This window comes from Pseudocolwellia sp. AS88 (assembly GCF_030551755.1).
Taxonomy (GTDB): domain Bacteria; phylum Pseudomonadota; class Gammaproteobacteria; order Enterobacterales; family Alteromonadaceae; genus Pseudocolwellia.
Genome location: NZ_JAUPEC010000015.1, coordinates 1 through 17,010, shown reverse-complemented (window position 1 = coordinate 17,010; position 17,010 = coordinate 1). Strand labels below are relative to the sequence as shown.

Below are 17,010 nucleotides of genomic sequence, written 5' to 3'. Positions count from 1 at the left end.
GGCCTTTAATCTATTAGGTTTTTTTATATATATTATTTTAAATTCTTTTAAATATTCTTTTAGTAAATACTGGTTATTAACTGTAGCCCTTTATTTGTAATGCCTGTAGAGTTATCAGCTAAATACAAAGTGATCGTCTAATTCGGAAACGGCAAAAAAAGTGATCGTCTAATGCTGAAAGGTGATCTCTAAATGCGGAACAAAGTGATCGTCTAATTCGATAAAAGTGATCGTCTAATACTGAAATAACACAGGATATCAACAGCTTACGAACAGGTTATCAACAAAGTGATCTCTAATTCTAAAGGTTGCTCTAATTAAACGATCCAAATAGCACTTAGGATCTAAAGTAGAACTAAAATTTTTATATATCTCGAACGTTTTTACTGGCCTGTAGCGCCTTATTCAGTATTGGACGATCACTTTTTAAGATCTTTACTTTTTAAAACTCCCCCTTAGGTCTTCCAAAAAACGCGTAAATAGTTGTTTATTCGTAATAATAACCTTCCGCATTGGACGATCACTTAGCAAATTAAGGCTAATTTATTTTGATATTTAAGCGTTTTAGAGTATTGGAAACTTCCGTATTAGACGATCACTTTTCTAAAGTCACTCAAAATATGGAATGTATCGCCCATATTGGCAAAACAAAAAACCATAGTATTAGACGATCACTTAGCTATATTACTAAAATTAAGTACTTAGCTTTACGTCTAAAAAAAGCGGTGCTTTTATGCGGTCAAGAAATAAATCCAAGTGATCGGGATTAATCTTTTACGATTCTACTGTTCTACTGCCAAAATATATACAAGTAAATTACAAAGGTAAGTAGTTTTAGATGGAAAGTATTGATAAAGAATATGCATCAGTGACTTCTTTTAATGACTTTATTGTTAATGCATTAATCGTTTGTGAATTGGCTCGTATTGATGGGAAGCATAAAAAGGGAAGTAGAAGTGAAACATTGTTCCTTGCAAAATGGCTTAAAAGTAAGTTTAAGAAGCGTGAATCCCCACGTTTAATTAATGATGAATTAGACTCATTGATCAGGACGTATGATAAGAACGGCCCTTCTATTAGCTTAGGCCAAAAGTTAAGAGGAATTTTAAACGACTATCGCGCATTAAGGGTGAGGTATATCGCTTATGAAGAGTCTGCAGAAGAGCGATTTGAAAATTGTATAGAAAAAATACGTCAATTGGGTTGGAATGTATCTCTTCCTCTTGAGCATGACCCAAGAACAAGTGGTCGTTATATACCAAAGCATGAAAAGGAGGTTTTCACACTTTGCTATGAGTTTTTTGATGTATTTGAACAAGGCGAAATCATCAAACCTATAAACTTATTCATACATTCTGACTCGCAAGAGATTATAGATACATTCTATTCCGTGGGATTCGTCTTATTTTTATTCAACGAAGGTAGTTATGATGGTAAGCAAAATGCAAATTACCAGATACACCCAAATAACAGATGTGACTTGGGCTTAGATATAAAAATCCCTTCGCAATATATCTAACTTTCTATAAAAACTGATCGTCTAATACTGAAGAATATTTACTGGAAATGCACCGTGATGCTAATAGTGCGTTATTAGATGATATTAGATTAATTATGTTTTTTTATGATTGATGCACAAAAAGTGCATTAGTGTGTTGCAAAGTGTGCAATCAAGTGTATTATGTGTACGATATTAGATGAGATGAGAAAATGGTTATGAGTAATGTATTGGAAGATTTAGAAGCTGTATCGTTGAAGTTACAGGAAAGTTCTATCTCTAGATTCGAACAAGTTTGCAGGGATAGGCAAAAAGGCGGTATTGAAAGGATTGTTAGAAATCATACGCTCACTCAAAATGAAGCTGCCAAAGCTTGTGGAGTGGTTGCCAATACATTTAAAAAATATTACGAAGAAATGCTTGAGAAGGGCCTTATTGAGCCTGTTATTGTAGAGAAGCCTAAAAAGTTATTCTCGCTTAGTCAAATGCACGCAATAATGGACTACATGGAAATACCTAAATGGTCTGATTCTCATAACTATACGCACGTAATAAACGTGCAGAACCAAAAAGGTGGCACCGGAAAATCGACTTTGAGCGTCAGTGTTTCAGCGGCTTTAGCCTTACCTCTGCATAATAGAATGAGAACATTAATTATCGATTTAGATCCGCAGGGATCTTTAAGAAACTTTCTAGCGCCGCAAATAGAGAGTGATACAGATTTATTATCAGCAGTTGATATTATGCTTGGTGATGAAGAAGAGGGCGTATATTCAGAATATATTGAATCCGGCCATTCTCATGAAGATATACTTAAATCCTCTATACAAGAATCTCATATACCTAATCTTCACATATTACCGGCTTTTACTGATGATGAGCGTTTTAGTTCTAATGCTTGGATGAGCTATGCAGAAACGGGGGAGTTTAACCATGTTAAATACCTTAAAGAAAAAATCATTGATGTGATCAGAGAAGACTACGACTGTATTATTATCGATACTGGACCTCAAATTAATCCATTGGTTTGGTCAGCACAATATGCTTGTAATGGAATGTTAGTACCTGTAACACCGCACCAACTTGATTGGTCATCAACAAGTGCATTTTTAAGAAACCTTCCTGCACAAATTAAGAAAAACTTGCCAAATCAGGGTGAGAACATCAAATGGTTAAAAGTAGCTATCACTAATTTTAATCCGCTTAAAGATTCTCAAATTGCCAATACGATAAGAACTGATCTTGGTCTTGGTAGTTTAATGATGGCAAATGATAGTTTAAGTTCTATTGCTTTTGAATCTGCAGCGAAAAATTATTGTACTGTTCTTGATATAAGAAAAGTTGAAAAACTTTGTCCTGATAAGCCGTTGCAAGATGCCCAAACGAGTATAGAGGCTTTTACAAGAGAGCTAACGGCAATCTTAGGCTTAGTTGAGCACCAATCGAATAATGGGAGCTTATAATGCCAGATACAGAGATTAAACCTGGTTACATCTCTAATAGAAGTAAGCCAGTTAATAAATTATCAAAAGCCCAGTTTTATACTCAAGATTCTCCAACAGGAAAAGAGCCTATAAAATATAAGCTTGTGCATATTCCTGCTGAAAAAGTTGAAGGTGCGGTAAAAAAATCGAAACTGAATAAGCGAAATGAAAAACATCTCAATTTACGCGCTATTTCGGATATTTTACCCAGCATAAAGCTTGCTAAGAAGAATGACCATCCATGTAAAGCTTATGGCACATTAGATGATATGGTTATTATGGAAGGTCTTCGCAGATCTTATGCGGTAAGGGCGGTCGAAGGTGCTCAGCTGGCCGTGTGGTTGACTGAATATGTACATCCAGAAGATGAAGCTGTTATCGTATCAAGAGCCGATAAATACCGTGAACCTACGACAATAGATTTATCACTTACGATCAAAGAGTTTTTATCAGAAACAGATGAGACTTATACGGTCAGAGAGTTAGCTAGCTTATTTGACGTTTCAAGAGGTACCGCACAGAACGCCAAAGATGTGATGAAGTTACCAGAAGCTTATTTTAATAAATACCCATCTCTAAATGACGCTTCGTTAACGTTGGCCCTTAAGTTCTCAAAATATACAGAGTCATTAAGCGATGTTGAAATTAACGATGTGCTGGAGGCATTACCTGAAGTTGTCGCTATTGATGATGATGGTGCTAAAGCTGGCGTTAAAAAGCTTGAAGATAAAATTAAAAGTATAATGGCTGCCGTTAAAACGACAGACAACAAGCCTGTGGTTAAAGATAACCCTTTTAGTTATATAAAATTAAAAAAAGGTGTTGTAACTTCAATGTCAGATAAGGGGGTTCTTTCAATAAAACTACCAGCATCAATTGATGAAGAAACAATCAATGATATCGCTAAGTTGCTTTCGCAGTAAAGATTTCATTAAAATCATAATGAGTTAGCTAAAGGCCTAAAAATAAGTCCTTAGGCTAACTTTTAATATAATACCTCCATTTCAAATTTAGATGAAACATTCCAGCTAACATATTATTAATGCCTAATTGGATACTAACAATAGCAAGTTCATCCGCTATCACCTTTACGTTGTAATACTTATGACCCCTGAAAGTATATCCTTTCCATAAATAGAGGAAAAACGGCCATAATAAATACCAATTTTTCAATGATAGAAGGATCGATATTACCAAGATAAAACATTCCCCTTAACTATTGGCAGGGTCATTTACCTTAGCGCTATCAATCATAAAGATAACAAAGTTTGATTCACCGATCTTAATGATAAAAATATTAATACTCGGTGTGTTTAAAACATTAGGAATAAATACTAATGTGTGAAAGTACGGTAACGATTTCAATATTGTTATCTGTGTTAAGAATAAAATGGAGGAAAAGAAAAAGTTTTTTGTTATTTATTGGTATTAATCTCATTTATTAGAATATCTGTTATTGTTCAAAAATAACAACGCTCGAATTTTAGCTAAAGTGATGTCACGATTGTTGTTTTTTAGTGTACAGCTATCATCATTTCAATTATTAAATCCATGAAAAAACGCTGACGCTACACCAAACTTGAAATTATTTCTCCCTCCCCGCCCTTTCTTCACTGATATTCATTAGAAAAGTTATTTTATAGTAATAAATAAGTCTGCTTAATGTGTCGCTGTAGAATTTACTAAACAACAACATGCAATGTTAATTGGAGTAACTTTATGTTTATATATTTTTGCATTTTGTTATTTAAAATACCTGCATCCGTTGGTGTAAAAAACATCTATTTAATTTTTTAATTTTTAAAGTGTAATAATAACAATGATTTAAAATATCCCTCAAAGTTAAGTATATTCTTTAAAATACTTATAGATGTTTTTTTAAATATAAAAAGACATAAAATTATTGACGAAACTTATTATTGATGGTTAAATTAAAGTTATATTAAAGCTGATGTGAAAACTCAACTTAGTTTTTGTTTTAGTGCTTATTGGGCTTGCAGAAATACAACACGCAACTTGTAGTGGCCATAAATAGATTTTAGGTAGGATGTTAAAATGATTAATAGACACTTTGTATTATTGAATGATGTGGATAATGTTTTTGTATGTTGTAAACAGTTACTTACAGGTGAATCAACAGGCCTGGAAGGGAGCGATGCTGTTATGACAGCTGATATCACAGTCGGTCATAAAATAGCCCGGAGGAAAGTAGCTAAAGGTGAAAAAATAATTAAATATGGTGTGTCTATTGGCTCGGCAACTAAAGATATTGTCTTTGGAGAACATATTCATATGCATAATATGAAAAGTGATTATATAGCGAGCCATACTCGTCAAAAAAGATCAGGAGAATAATAATGAAAGGCTACTTGAGAGCAGATGGTCGTAAAGGTATCCGGAATGTGGTGCTTGTTACTTACCTTGTTGAATGTGCACACCATGTTGCTCGATCTATAGTTAATAAATCGATTAGTGACGATGTACAGTTGATTGGTTTTCCCGGCTGTTATCCTAACGAATATTCATTAAAAATAATGGAAGGACTTTGTACTCATCCTAATGTGGCAGGCGTATTAATTGTCTCTTTAGGTTGTGAAGGGTTTAACCGCGAACAATTGTCGAATGTTATTGAAGCTAGTGGACGTTCGGTTGATACCTTAGTTATTCAAAAGTCAGGTGGAACTAAGAAAACCATCGAAGCCGGTATTGCGAGCGTCGAAAAGCTTGTTTCTGCAGCAGAGCAATTTGAATTAGTACCAATGGATATGAGTGAACTCGTTGTTGGTACTATCTGTGGTGGTTCAGACGGAACAAGTGGTATTGGCGCAAACCCAGCTGTAGGTCATTGTTTTGATAAATTAGTCGCACTAGATGCTATTTGTATTTTTGAAGAAACTGGTGAGCTTATTGGTTGTGAACAAATTATGGCCGAAAGAGCTATAACACCAGAGCTTGGTGAAGAAATAATGAAGTCGGTTGAAAAAGCTGAACAATATTATACTCGAATGGGCTACGGTAGTTTTGCCCCAGGTAATGCAGAAGGTGGATTAACCACTCAAGAAGAAAAGTCCATGGGAGCTTACGCAAAATCTGGTAGTTCTAAAATACATGGTTTAATAAAACCAGGCGATATACCAAGCCAAGGTGGATTGTATTTGATGGATGTTGTTCCAGACGGTGATCCAATGTTTGGTTTCCCCAATATTGTGGATAACGCTGAAATTGTTGAAATGATCGCATCGGGTTCTCACCTGATTCTATTTACAACAGGACGTGGTTCTGTTGTGGGGTCGGCTATATCTCCAGTAATTAAAGTCTGTGCCAATCCTGAAACTTATGAAAACTTATCTGATGATATGGATGTTAATGCCGGTAAAGTAATTAACGGCGAAGCGACTGTACAACAGGTTGGTGATGAGATTTATGAACTTGTTGCAAAAGTAGCACAAGGTCAACTATCTAAATCAGAAGAGTTAGGTCATCAAGAGTTTGTTTTAACTTATAAAAAGTTTGAAGGCATTGGCCCTTCATGTTTGCCTACAGCCCGATAGTTGAGTAGTTATAATGTTTAAAAAAAGACAAATAGGTAAAACTAAACTGCAAGTAAGTGAATTAGGTTTTGGCGCAGCAACGTTTGGTAACCTTTATCATAAAATGCCTGAAGGTGCTGCTGAAGCGAGTATTGCTAAAGCTATGGAATTAGGACTAAATCAATTTGATACTGCTCCATATTATGGCTTTGGTTTAAGTGAACGCAGAGTTGGTAATGGTTTAAGAGAGTATGATAAAAACGATTATATTCTTTCAACTAAAGTTGGCAGAATATTAGAGCCTTGTGAAAAGGCTGAAGATAAATACGGTTTTTGCTCACCTATGCCATTTGAGCCTAAATATGATTATTCATACGATGGCATAATGCGCTCATTCGAACACAGTATTCAACGCCTTGGTTTGTCAAAAATCGACATATTATACATGCATGACATTGGTCGAGTTACGCATGGCGATGATCACGATGCGCTTTTTAAAATAGCGATGGAAGGTGGTTATAAAGCGATGGACGAGTTACGCTCACAAGGTCTTGTATCTGCAATAGGTTTGGGCGTAAACGAATATGAAGTATGCGAACAAGCGATGGATCATGGATATTTTGACTGCTTTTTATTAGCAGGTCGTTATACCTTACTAGAACAAGAATCACTTAAAACATTTTTACCGCGCTGTTTAAAAGAGAACAGCTCCATTATTCTTGGTGGACCTTATAATTCAGGCATTCTTGCCACTGGTGTTCGTCGTGAAGGTGTTGTTGCTAATTATAATTACGAACCAGCTAGCCAAGAAATAATTAACACAGTGGCTAAAATCGAAGATATTTGTCAAGAATTTAACGTGCCGTTAGCGGCTGCAGCGTTACAATTTCCCTTAGCACATCCTGCCGTTGTTAGTGTTATTCCTGGGTTAAGCTCTGTAAGTCGTGTAGAAACAACCGTCGCTCAAATGCAACATAATATCCCGTCAGATTTCTGGCTTGCTTTACAAAATGCAGGTTTATTAGCTCTTGATGTTCCTGTACCTACAGGTATTGAGAGGTAGTTAGTGAAACGCATTGATTCCCATCATCATTTCTGGCAGTTATCTCGTGGAGATTATTCATGGTTAACCAAAGACTTGGGCGTCTTATATCGAGATTATTTGGCTGTAGATATAAGAAATGAACTTACATACGCTAATGTAAGTGAAACAATTTTAGTACAAGCAGCTGATACCGTCGCTGAAACTGAATTTATGTTTTTAAATGCTTATACACAAAACTTTATTTCAGGTGTTGTTGGTTGGGTGGATATGGAATCCTCTAATGTTTTTGAACAATTATCTTGGTTTATGGAAAACCCTTATTTTAAAGGGATAAGACCAATGATCCAAGATATTGAAAATGTTGATTGGATGCTTAAACCTGAACTAACTCCAGTATTTAAGTTTTTAGAAGATAATGATTTAAGTTTTGATGCATTAGTATTACCTAAACATTTAGCTAATTTAAAAGAATTACTTACACGTCACCCAAAGTTGCGTGTAGTTATTGATCATGGTGGTAAACCTGAAATATCAAAAGCCTTAGGTGTAGATATTGCCAAGTCAGTTAACCGTCAATGGGCGCAAGATATTGAAGAGTTGGCTAAAAACACAAATGTTTTTTGTAAACTATCAGGCTTAGTTACTGAAGCAGGTAGTACCGCTACTTACAATGACATAGAACCTTACATGGCTCATTTGTTTAAGTGTTTTGGTGTTAATAAATTGATGTGGGGAAGTGATTGGCCCGTAGTAAACATAAATAGTGATTATGCTACTTGGATTGATATTGCTTCAACGTTTATTGAAAAATTAACAAGACAACAGCAAGTGAGTATTTGGTCAGGAGCAGCTAAGCGTTTTTATAAATTATAACGATAAAAACGTGTCTAATTTACTGTTCATAGCACAAAGAAAAAATTTACTTTATAAGGAAAGAAAATGACTCAACGATTTAACAAAAAAACAGTGATTATTACTGGCGGCGGAAGCGGTATAGGGCAAACAGCAGCAATCAGATTTGCAAGTGAAGGCGCCCATGTTGTCATTTTGGATCTTGATATGGCAGGCGCTGAATCTACCCAAAAAGCTATAACATTGGATGGCGGAACAGCTTCTGTCTACGAATGTAATGTTGGTAATGCACAACAAGTTAATGATGTTGTAGCAAGTGTATTAAAAGAAAACAAAATAGATATATTAATTAACAATGCGGGTATTGCTCATATTGGTAATTTGGAAACAACAGAAGAAGAAGACTTAGACCGTATTTACCAAGTAAATGTTAAAGGCTGCTACAACATGATGAAAGCAGTTATTGGTTCAATGAAAGAAAATAAGTCAGGTGTTATTTTAAACCTTGCTTCTGTTGCTTCATCGGTAGGTATTGCCGATAGATTTGCTTATTCAATGAGTAAAGGTGCAGTACTAACAATGACCTACTCAGTAGCTAAAGATTATATTAGCGATGGTATTCGTTGTAACTGTATTGCGCCAGGTCGTGTTCATACTCCATTTGTTGATAACTTCTTAGAAAAGAATTACCCGAACGAAAAAGAAGAAATGTTTGAAAAACTATCTAAATCTCAGCCAATAGGGCGTATGGGTAAAGTAGACGAAATCGCAGGTTTAATTGTTTATTTATGTTCAGACGAAGCAGCATTTATAACAGGTAGTAACTTCCCTGTTGACGGTGGTTTTGTAACATTAAATAACTAATTAAGCTTTATTCGGGGTGATTATAAAAAATAATTGATTAATAAAAATATAATTATAAAAGGTCAAAAAATGAATAAGCCATACACAGCAATAGATGATAGTGAAATTACTCAAGGAGTTAATAAGCCAACTTCAGAAGCAGTAGTGCCTAAAGCTTATCTTGTTTCATTTATTTTAATAACGTTATGTTTTCCATTATGGGGTTTTGCAAATGATATTACTAACCCTCTAGTAAAAGCATTTTCCAAAGTACTTCAAATGACAACAGCTGAAGGTACATGGGTACAAGTTGCTTTTTATGGTGGCTACGGTGCTATGGCTATTCCTGCAGCAATTTTTATTAAAAAGTTCACGTATAAAGCTGGCTTACTTATGGGGCTCGCCTTTTATGCATTAGGAGCTTTGTTATTTATACCGGCAGCTAGTGCACAAGAATTTGTCCCATTCTTGTTTGCGTTTTTTGTAATGACTTGTGGACTTTCATTCTTAGAAACCAGTGCAAACCCTTATGTATTGTCTATGGGACCAGCATCTACAGCCACACAACGATTAAACTTAGCACAAGCGTTTAACCCTGTCGGTTCGTTATTAGGTATGTTTGTTGCCACACAATTTATTATTCAAAAGCTTAACCCAGCTTCAGACGACGAGCGAAGAGCCTTAGCAGCTGATGGTTCTACAACAGCATTAAATCAACTTTCTGCCATTACCGCTAACGACCTTGAGGTTATTCGTAATCCGTACTTAGCTATTGGCGTTGTAGTGTTAGTTATGTTTGTGATTATTGCTATTAAAAAAATGCCACGTACAGAAGAAAAATCAGAAAGCTTAGATATCAAAGGTACATTTAAACGTTTATTTGCCAATCAAAATTACCGTGAAGGTGTTATTGCACAAATGTTTTATGTTGGCGCTCAAATCATGTGTTGGACCTTTATTATTCATTACGGTACAGAGGTTTTTGTTAATTTAGGTATGACTGAGCAAGCAGCCGAAGCTAAATCTCAATCGTTGAACATTTACGCTATGATCATTTTCTGTTTAAGTCGTTTTATTTGTACATTCTTACTGAAGTATATTAACCCTGGTAAGTTACTTATGATCTTGGCTTTTGGCGGTATGGTCTTTACATTAGGGACCATTCTCTTAGAAGGAGTTGCAGGTGTTTATTCGTTAGTTGCTATTTCAGCATGTATGTCGTTAATGTTCCCAACCATTTACGGTATTGCGTTAACGGGTACTGGTGATGATGCTAAATTAGGTGCAGCTGGTCTTATTATGGCGATTGTAGGTGGTACTTTCTTACCTATGTTACAAGCGTCAATTATTGATATGAAAGTTGTTTTTGATACATTCTCAGCAACAAAATTCTCATTTGTTTGGGTATTATTATGTTTTGTAGTCATTGCTACATATGGCAAACGTTCACAAAAACACTTACCTAAATAATAAGGAAATACTGTGACCATTAGACATTGTTTTGCTTTAGACCTAAAAGATACCCCTGAACTTATTGCTGAATATAAACGCTTTCATCGCCCTGATGGTGTTTGGCCTGAAATAATCGAAAGTATTAAAGGTGCAGGTATAGAGCAATTAGAGATTTACCTAATCGCTAATCGTTTATTCATGATTATGGATGTTAACGAAAAGTTTTCTTTTGCTGCAAAAGAAAAAGCAGATTTGAACAACGAAAAAGTAGTTGCTTGGGAAGAACTCATGTGGACATTTCAACAAAAGTTGCCATGGGCTAAAGGTAATGAGAAATGGTTACTAATGGAAAATATTTTTACACTTTAGTGTGATCAATTTAGTGTAATAAATCTTAATAAATTAATAGTAAAAATAGGATATAAAAATGAAATTACTTCGTGTAGGTAACGTAGGACAAGAAAAACCAGCAATACTTGATAATGATGGTGTTATTCGAGATATATCAGCACATGTTGCCGATATTGATGGTGATATTTTTAACGATGGTACTGCTGAAAAGTTAGCAGCTCTTGATTTAAGTATTTTACCTGTTGTTGATAGTAGTGTTCGTATTGGACAACCTATAGCACGTGTTGGTAAGTTTATTTGTGTTGGTTTAAATTATGCGGATCATGCGGCTGAATCTGGTATGGCTGTACCATCAGAGCCTGTATTGTTTATGAAAGCTACATCATCACTTATCGGACCAAATGATACTGTATTATTACCGCCAAAATCTGAGAAGTCTGATTGGGAAGTTGAGCTAGGCGTGATCATTGGTAAAGAAGCTAGATATGTATCAGAAGAAGACGCGTTAGATTACGTTGCTGGCTACTGTGTAGTTAACGATCTATCTGAGCGTGAATATCAAATAGAGAAAGAAGGTCAATGGTGTAAAGGTAAGGGGTGTGACACTTTTGGTCCAATTGGTCCATATTTAGTCACTACCGACGAAGTTAAAGACTATAACGAATTAGGCTTATGGTTAGAAGTTAATGGTGAGCGTGTACAAGATGGAAATACTCGTACTATGGTTTATAAAGTACCATTCCTTGTTTCATATATCAGCCAGTTTATGAGCTTACAACCAGGCGATATTATTAGTACAGGTACACCTCCTGGTGTTGGGTTTGGTTTTAATCCACCTAAATACTTGAAAGAAGGGGATGTAATGAAACTAGGTATTGATGGTCTAGGTACTCAAGAACAAAATGTTGAGCGTTTCAAAAAGTAAATCCAATTAGAAATACATCTGTTAAACACTTTTAACAGATGTATTTATCTTAAATGTTATCAAAAAATTATAATAACAGGATGACAAGGAACCAAGGATGAACAAACACGTTTTATTAACACTCTTAAGTGTTTTTTTGGTGGCTTGTTCTTCAAATACGCCTCCTGAAAACAAAAACCTAATCCCCATTAGTCAGTATTTAGATTTAACTACCAAGGATGGAAAGAAGGTACCTTTAAATAAACAAAAAATGCTATTCCATAAATATTGGAAAGTTCAACTATTCGGATAAACTTACTTCAGAAATAGACCTAAAAAATCGCAGTCAGGTTGTGTTAGAGTCTTAGTTGCTATTAATGAAGAAGGGAAAATGAGTAGTTATAAAATTCAAAAATCATATCCGAAAGGCCTTTTGATGAATATGTTATAGTGGCGTTGAAGACAAGAAACTGGAAACCCACTGAAACCAATATTGACCGCACTCCTGTTTTAACCACTTTGCAAATAAACCTAATTCATTCTACTTCGTCTAACCGAGCTGAAGCGAGTAAAGAGTGTGAGCAGAGAAGATAAGTTGGCTTTTTAATCTCCGCACCTAATTATTCATCTAACTTGTGAAATTTTTAAACCTGAGTCGAATAATACATTAAATAATAAAATGGATATTATAAATGAAATCATCTCCGATAAAATTACTTCTTATTTGTTTATTTTTAAGTGCCTGCAGCCAAACCCCAATACCTTATCATTTAACTAAATCCGTTGAGAGAGATTATCGATTAAGCTGGCGTGAAATTCCTTTGGGAGTGACCCAAGAAAAAATAAGTGAAAAAGAATATCGTATAACAGCTAGATTAAATGAAGTATCTACAAGAAAACAAGCAAAAAGCATGGCCTTATATCATGCTGCTATTTTAGCTGAAGAGCAGGGTTACGATGCGTTCTTTATTAAGGGTAACTCGGGATCAGACGGCTGTTCTAGATCAACTACAAAGTATGGTCATGCAGTAGCTACACAAAGCGGTAGAGTTCAAATATCACAAAACCCTATACATACAACTAGTGTTACTAGTGTTGAACCTAGAGGTGGTGTATTCATTATTTTGATGGATTCTGAAAAAACAAATAAAAGAAAAAGAAACAATAATAAATTCCATCTAGCTAAAGATATTAAAGCCGAACATAAACCCATTATTGACCATATCCCTTCAGAGGTAGAATTAGAGAAGGTTTCAGAAGAAAATTCGGCTACTTGTGAACAAAAAAGAATTGCTCAGAAGGGGGGGTAATATTAGGACATGTGATAAAAATAGAATGGCCGAGTGTTTTTTTGTAATTATGTGATGATTTTTTTTCACCCTTACCAGCTTTTAATCCCTACTTAAATTAGATAGTGAACGTGTTAATTTGTTAATACCATTAACCCACTTCCAAATTCTCTAAGATATTCCTCTCAGATTAAATAAACTTATTCAAACACAAAAGACATGAATTTTTAATGATTCAAACGAGTTAATTTACATTTAGTTAGTACCTTTTTTCAGTATGATTATTAGTAATAATATCTATTTTTTTAATATGGGAAGTTTAATTAAATAACCTGAGCTCGGGTTGATAAGTGTAGTGTAAATTTAATTTACACTTAAAGTTTAGATAGTTATAAGTACATAATCACTTTAATTGACTCCATCCGCTTATCCCAAGATCAGGTTGAATAATAGCTAATACATTTTTGTATGTGTTTTTTTTAATAAGTTGTATTTTTTTTATCTAAATGTTAATTTTATATTTGTGTTTATTATATTTAAAAACACATGCTTGATGTGTATTATTTAAATATCCAATTATAAAAATAACGAGGATGATAAATGAATAACTGTCTTAAATTAACGTCAATTGCACTTGCATGCATTTTTACAACGAATGTAATGGCTGCTGTAACTCCCATTCAAATACAAGCTACAGAGAGCACTGATTATGGTAATGATTCGGTCGCTACCATGTATTCATCTGTTCAAACAGCAGAGGATGGTCTCGCTACATACCAAGTCGCTTTTGATGTAACACCTCCTACAGGACAAAATGTGAGAAGTCGTTCTTCTGCTGGTGCTGCTACTACTTTTAGTTGGGGAATAGGGGATGATGCTGTGTTTAAGGGGAGTGACACAGAATATGCTGATATTGATAATTTACGTATTGTTAATTTTAATGCTAATGGCGGGACTTTAACCGTTGATGATTTTAAAGGTTTAGCCTTCACCCATATCACTTTTGTGAATGGACAAAGCCCTAATAAAGATGCGGTAAAAATTGTAACGAATAATACGGTTAGTAATGATTTAGGCAATTTATCGCTTGATTCAGAAACAATAAATTTAGAGTTGTTAGAGGGCGTTATTCCTTCAATAACGTCTGTTAGATTAGAAGCAGGTGATAGTTCAAATCAAACAACGAATAAATGGTCTGTTGACAGCGTTGAAGTGACTGTTGATGGAATCGCGACCGAAGATCGCGCATATTTTTTACGGGGATCTTGGGGAATTAATTGGAAGCCTGCTCTTTTAGGTAACGGCGTTGCTGAAGGTGTTGTTATTGATTATTTTATTGACCAAATAAAAGATCTAAAAACAATAGATTATATTCAAGTGCATCTTGGTGAGTCTTATATTTATTCTCCGGTTCATCTTGCGCCCCATGATTTACTTGAGAGCTTCTGGCAAGGAGATACCGATGAAAATGGTAATATTATCAACCTTATTGTGCCTAGAGCTGAAGCTGCTACAGACCCATTTTATGAAATGTTATTATCTATCAAAAACGCAGGCATGAAAACTCAAGCGTATGTGAATAGTTCTAATATGCTTGAGCGCGAGGAAGATATTCCGAATCCTGATTCGCTTCCTGATATAACTGAACGTTGGAAAGAACATTGTGATACTGATCCAGAGGTACAGGCTTTTTTAAATAGTCAAACTTATCACTATAAAGAAGGATATCCTGATAGACCTTATATGTTCGCTTATGCTGAATTTGTGCTTAAAGTATATTCAGAGCGATACGGTGATCTAATCGATTCTTGGTTGTTTGATTCTGGCGAGACTATGGTGACTTATGGCGATATATCAACTAATGGTAATCCTGATGATCAATTGATTTTTAAAGCTTTTGCCGATGCTGCTCGTGCAGGTAATTCTCATGCAGCTGTTGCATTCAATAATGGTCCAGAGCGTATTACCGAATCATTAAATCCATTTTCTGAAGCAACCCGTCATGATGATTACATGTTTGGTCATCCATATAATGGCGGTCGGGTAATAGGTAATCATGACAACGGTTTATATGACAGAAACTATGCACATATTCAAAAAATTACAGAAACCAATGGCAATGTGCATATAGGTAATGAAGTCAATGATTGGGATTGGGACGATAAAGTTGTTGGTCATTTTGATCCACCAATGAGTACCACTAGCTGGAATGGTGGTAATACACCAGCCTTAACTGATGAAGAGTTTAAGCTTTGGAACTTGGAAGCGACCAAAGCCGGTGGCGCAATTAGTTGGGGCGTACCATTAGTTGCTAAAAATAGTGGTGTTAGTGAAAATTTTGTTGTTAACGAATGGGGAATTGCACAGTTAACCTTGATGGATGATCATTTAAGTTTATATCAACAGCCTGGTGCGCCTAATTGGGCTCGTGCCGATACCGCATTGCCTGATGCTATTTTTTCTCAACCTTATTCTCGTGAATTGGTTGAAGGTGTGGACTTTTGGGATCCTGAAGGAGATGCCGTCACTTTACGTTTATTAGATGTTGCTGATGGCGCACCTGCTTGGTTAACACTTGTGGAAGACGAGTCCAATATTGGTACTTGGTTACTGCAAGGCACGCCAACAGAAACTGAAAATACTGAATATCAATTCAGAATTCAAGCGATAGATGCATCAGGTACAACTGAACGCTGGGTTAAGCTGGTAGTGGGCGGTGAGCCGAGTATTTATCCCTACAGCGGTAACACGCAAATTTTTGCAACACCTGACACTGATTATGGTGTAAACAATATTGCGACTATGATTTCTGGAGTTCAAGCGGCACCTGATGGATTGGCAACCTTCCAAATTGCCTTTGATGCTACCCCAATGGATGGTGGAAATATTGCCAGTGGTAGTTCAGGAGGTGTATCTACAAATACTAGTTGGGGTATAGGTGATGACTATTTATTTAAAGGAAGTGATACTGAATTTGTTGACTCGATTTCCAATCTTCGAATTGTTAATTTTGCTGCTAATGGCGGAGATTTGAAAGAGACTGATATTACTGAGTTGTCATTCAACAGTGTAGAGATCGTCAATGGGCAGTCAACTCATGATCGTATTTTAGTAACCGCTAATGGTGTTAGTAATTCTACCGACGGAGAAAAAATGGCAGATACACCAGCCGGACTAAGCTTAACATATGGTGGTTTTGATGCTGTGACAGAGTTAACTCTTGGTGTTGGTAATGCAACAGACAACACTAGAAATAAATGGTCTGTGAATAATTTTAGTGTCAATTTCATAATTGAAGAGCCTACTACTATTTCAGCCCCTACAGGTGACTTAAATGGAGACAGTGCTATTGATAGAATGGATATGATGATAATACGAGACGCTTTAGGGAGTTCAGATGGAGACGCGTCTTACGTGGCAACAGCTGATTTAGATAATGATGGTACTATTTCTAGAGCAGATTATAGTTTATGGTATCAACTATTTAGGAACCAATAGATTGTGATCTGACCTGCTTCAATATACTGAATGTTAAATATTGAAGCAGGCTAGTTAATATTTTTTATATTCTGAATCAAAATATATCTCTAGTATTTCCTCAGAATTCAATAATAAATATTAAATAAGTTGGCTCATAGGGAAGAAAAACTAATGTTCCTTTGCCAAAATCATCACTTTTAAAATTATGACCCGTCCTAATATAGGTTGACAGTCATTTAATTAAAACGCCTGATGTACTTCATTGGGCGTTTTATATTTTAA

15 protein-coding genes are annotated in these 17,010 nt (G+C 35.4%); all 15 read left to right on the top strand.

The window, feature by feature from the left end; translation table 11 throughout:
• Positions 1-838 precede the first annotated feature (838 nt).
• Positions 839-1,519: a DUF2913 family protein gene (locus tag Q5N69_RS11605; protein WP_304369097.1), complete on the top strand. Its 681-nt coding sequence runs from the start codon at positions 839-841 to the stop codon at positions 1,517-1,519.
• A gap of 197 nt (positions 1,520-1,716) precedes the next feature.
• A complete protein-coding gene (locus Q5N69_RS11600) occupies positions 1,717-2,961 on the top strand; it encodes a ParA family protein (RefSeq protein ID WP_304369096.1) in 1,245 nt (414 codons plus the stop codon).
• The gene (locus Q5N69_RS11595; RefSeq protein ID WP_304369095.1) at positions 2,961-3,905 is read left to right on the top strand and encodes a hypothetical protein; all 945 of its coding nucleotides are present in this window, start codon (positions 2,961-2,963) and stop codon (positions 3,903-3,905) included. The genes Q5N69_RS11600 and Q5N69_RS11595 overlap by 1 nt, the downstream gene beginning before the upstream one ends.
• Before the next feature lie 1,132 nt (positions 3,906-5,037).
• Positions 5,038-5,337, top strand: a complete 300-nt coding sequence (locus Q5N69_RS11590; RefSeq protein WP_304369094.1) for a UxaA family hydrolase — start codon at positions 5,038-5,040, stop codon at positions 5,335-5,337.
• A gap of 2 nt (positions 5,338-5,339) precedes the next feature.
• Positions 5,340-6,533, top strand: coding sequence for a UxaA family hydrolase (locus Q5N69_RS11585; RefSeq protein WP_304369093.1), 1,194 nt, complete (start codon positions 5,340-5,342; stop codon positions 6,531-6,533).
• 13 nt (positions 6,534-6,546) lie between these two features.
• Positions 6,547-7,575, top strand: a complete 1,029-nt coding sequence (locus Q5N69_RS11580; RefSeq protein ID WP_304369092.1) for an aldo/keto reductase — start codon at positions 6,547-6,549, stop codon at positions 7,573-7,575.
• A gap of 3 nt (positions 7,576-7,578) precedes the next feature.
• Positions 7,579-8,430: an amidohydrolase gene (locus Q5N69_RS11575; RefSeq protein ID WP_304369091.1), complete on the top strand. Its 852-nt coding sequence runs from the start codon at positions 7,579-7,581 to the stop codon at positions 8,428-8,430.
• Between the two features lie 66 nt (positions 8,431-8,496).
• Complete coding sequence (locus Q5N69_RS11570; protein ID WP_304369090.1) at positions 8,497-9,273, top strand: SDR family NAD(P)-dependent oxidoreductase; 777 nt, start codon at positions 8,497-8,499, stop codon at positions 9,271-9,273.
• 69 nt (positions 9,274-9,342) lie between these two features.
• Complete coding sequence (gene fucP / locus Q5N69_RS11565) at positions 9,343-10,722, top strand: L-fucose:H+ symporter permease (protein WP_304369088.1); 1,380 nt, start codon at positions 9,343-9,345, stop codon at positions 10,720-10,722.
• 12 nt (positions 10,723-10,734) lie between these two features.
• On the top strand, positions 10,735-11,073 hold the full coding sequence (locus Q5N69_RS11560) for an L-rhamnose mutarotase (RefSeq protein ID WP_304369086.1): 339 nt from the start codon (positions 10,735-10,737) through the stop codon (positions 11,071-11,073).
• Between the two features lie 58 nt (positions 11,074-11,131).
• Positions 11,132-11,980 (top strand): fumarylacetoacetate hydrolase family protein, encoded by an 849-nt coding sequence (locus tag Q5N69_RS11555; RefSeq protein WP_304369085.1) that lies wholly within the window; start codon positions 11,132-11,134, stop codon positions 11,978-11,980.
• Between the two features lie 97 nt (positions 11,981-12,077).
• Complete coding sequence (locus Q5N69_RS11550; protein WP_304369084.1) at positions 12,078-12,272, top strand: hypothetical protein; 195 nt, start codon at positions 12,078-12,080, stop codon at positions 12,270-12,272.
• 137 nt (positions 12,273-12,409) lie between these two features.
• Complete coding sequence (locus Q5N69_RS11545) at positions 12,410-12,553, top strand: hypothetical protein (RefSeq protein WP_304369083.1); 144 nt, start codon at positions 12,410-12,412, stop codon at positions 12,551-12,553.
• Positions 12,554-12,651: 98 nt separating this feature from the next.
• Complete coding sequence (locus Q5N69_RS11540; protein WP_304369082.1) at positions 12,652-13,269, top strand: hypothetical protein; 618 nt, start codon at positions 12,652-12,654, stop codon at positions 13,267-13,269.
• 579 nt (positions 13,270-13,848) lie between these two features.
• Positions 13,849-16,746, top strand: a complete 2,898-nt coding sequence (locus tag Q5N69_RS11535) for a dockerin type I domain-containing protein (protein ID WP_304369081.1) — start codon at positions 13,849-13,851, stop codon at positions 16,744-16,746.
• Positions 16,747-17,010 lie beyond the last annotated feature (264 nt).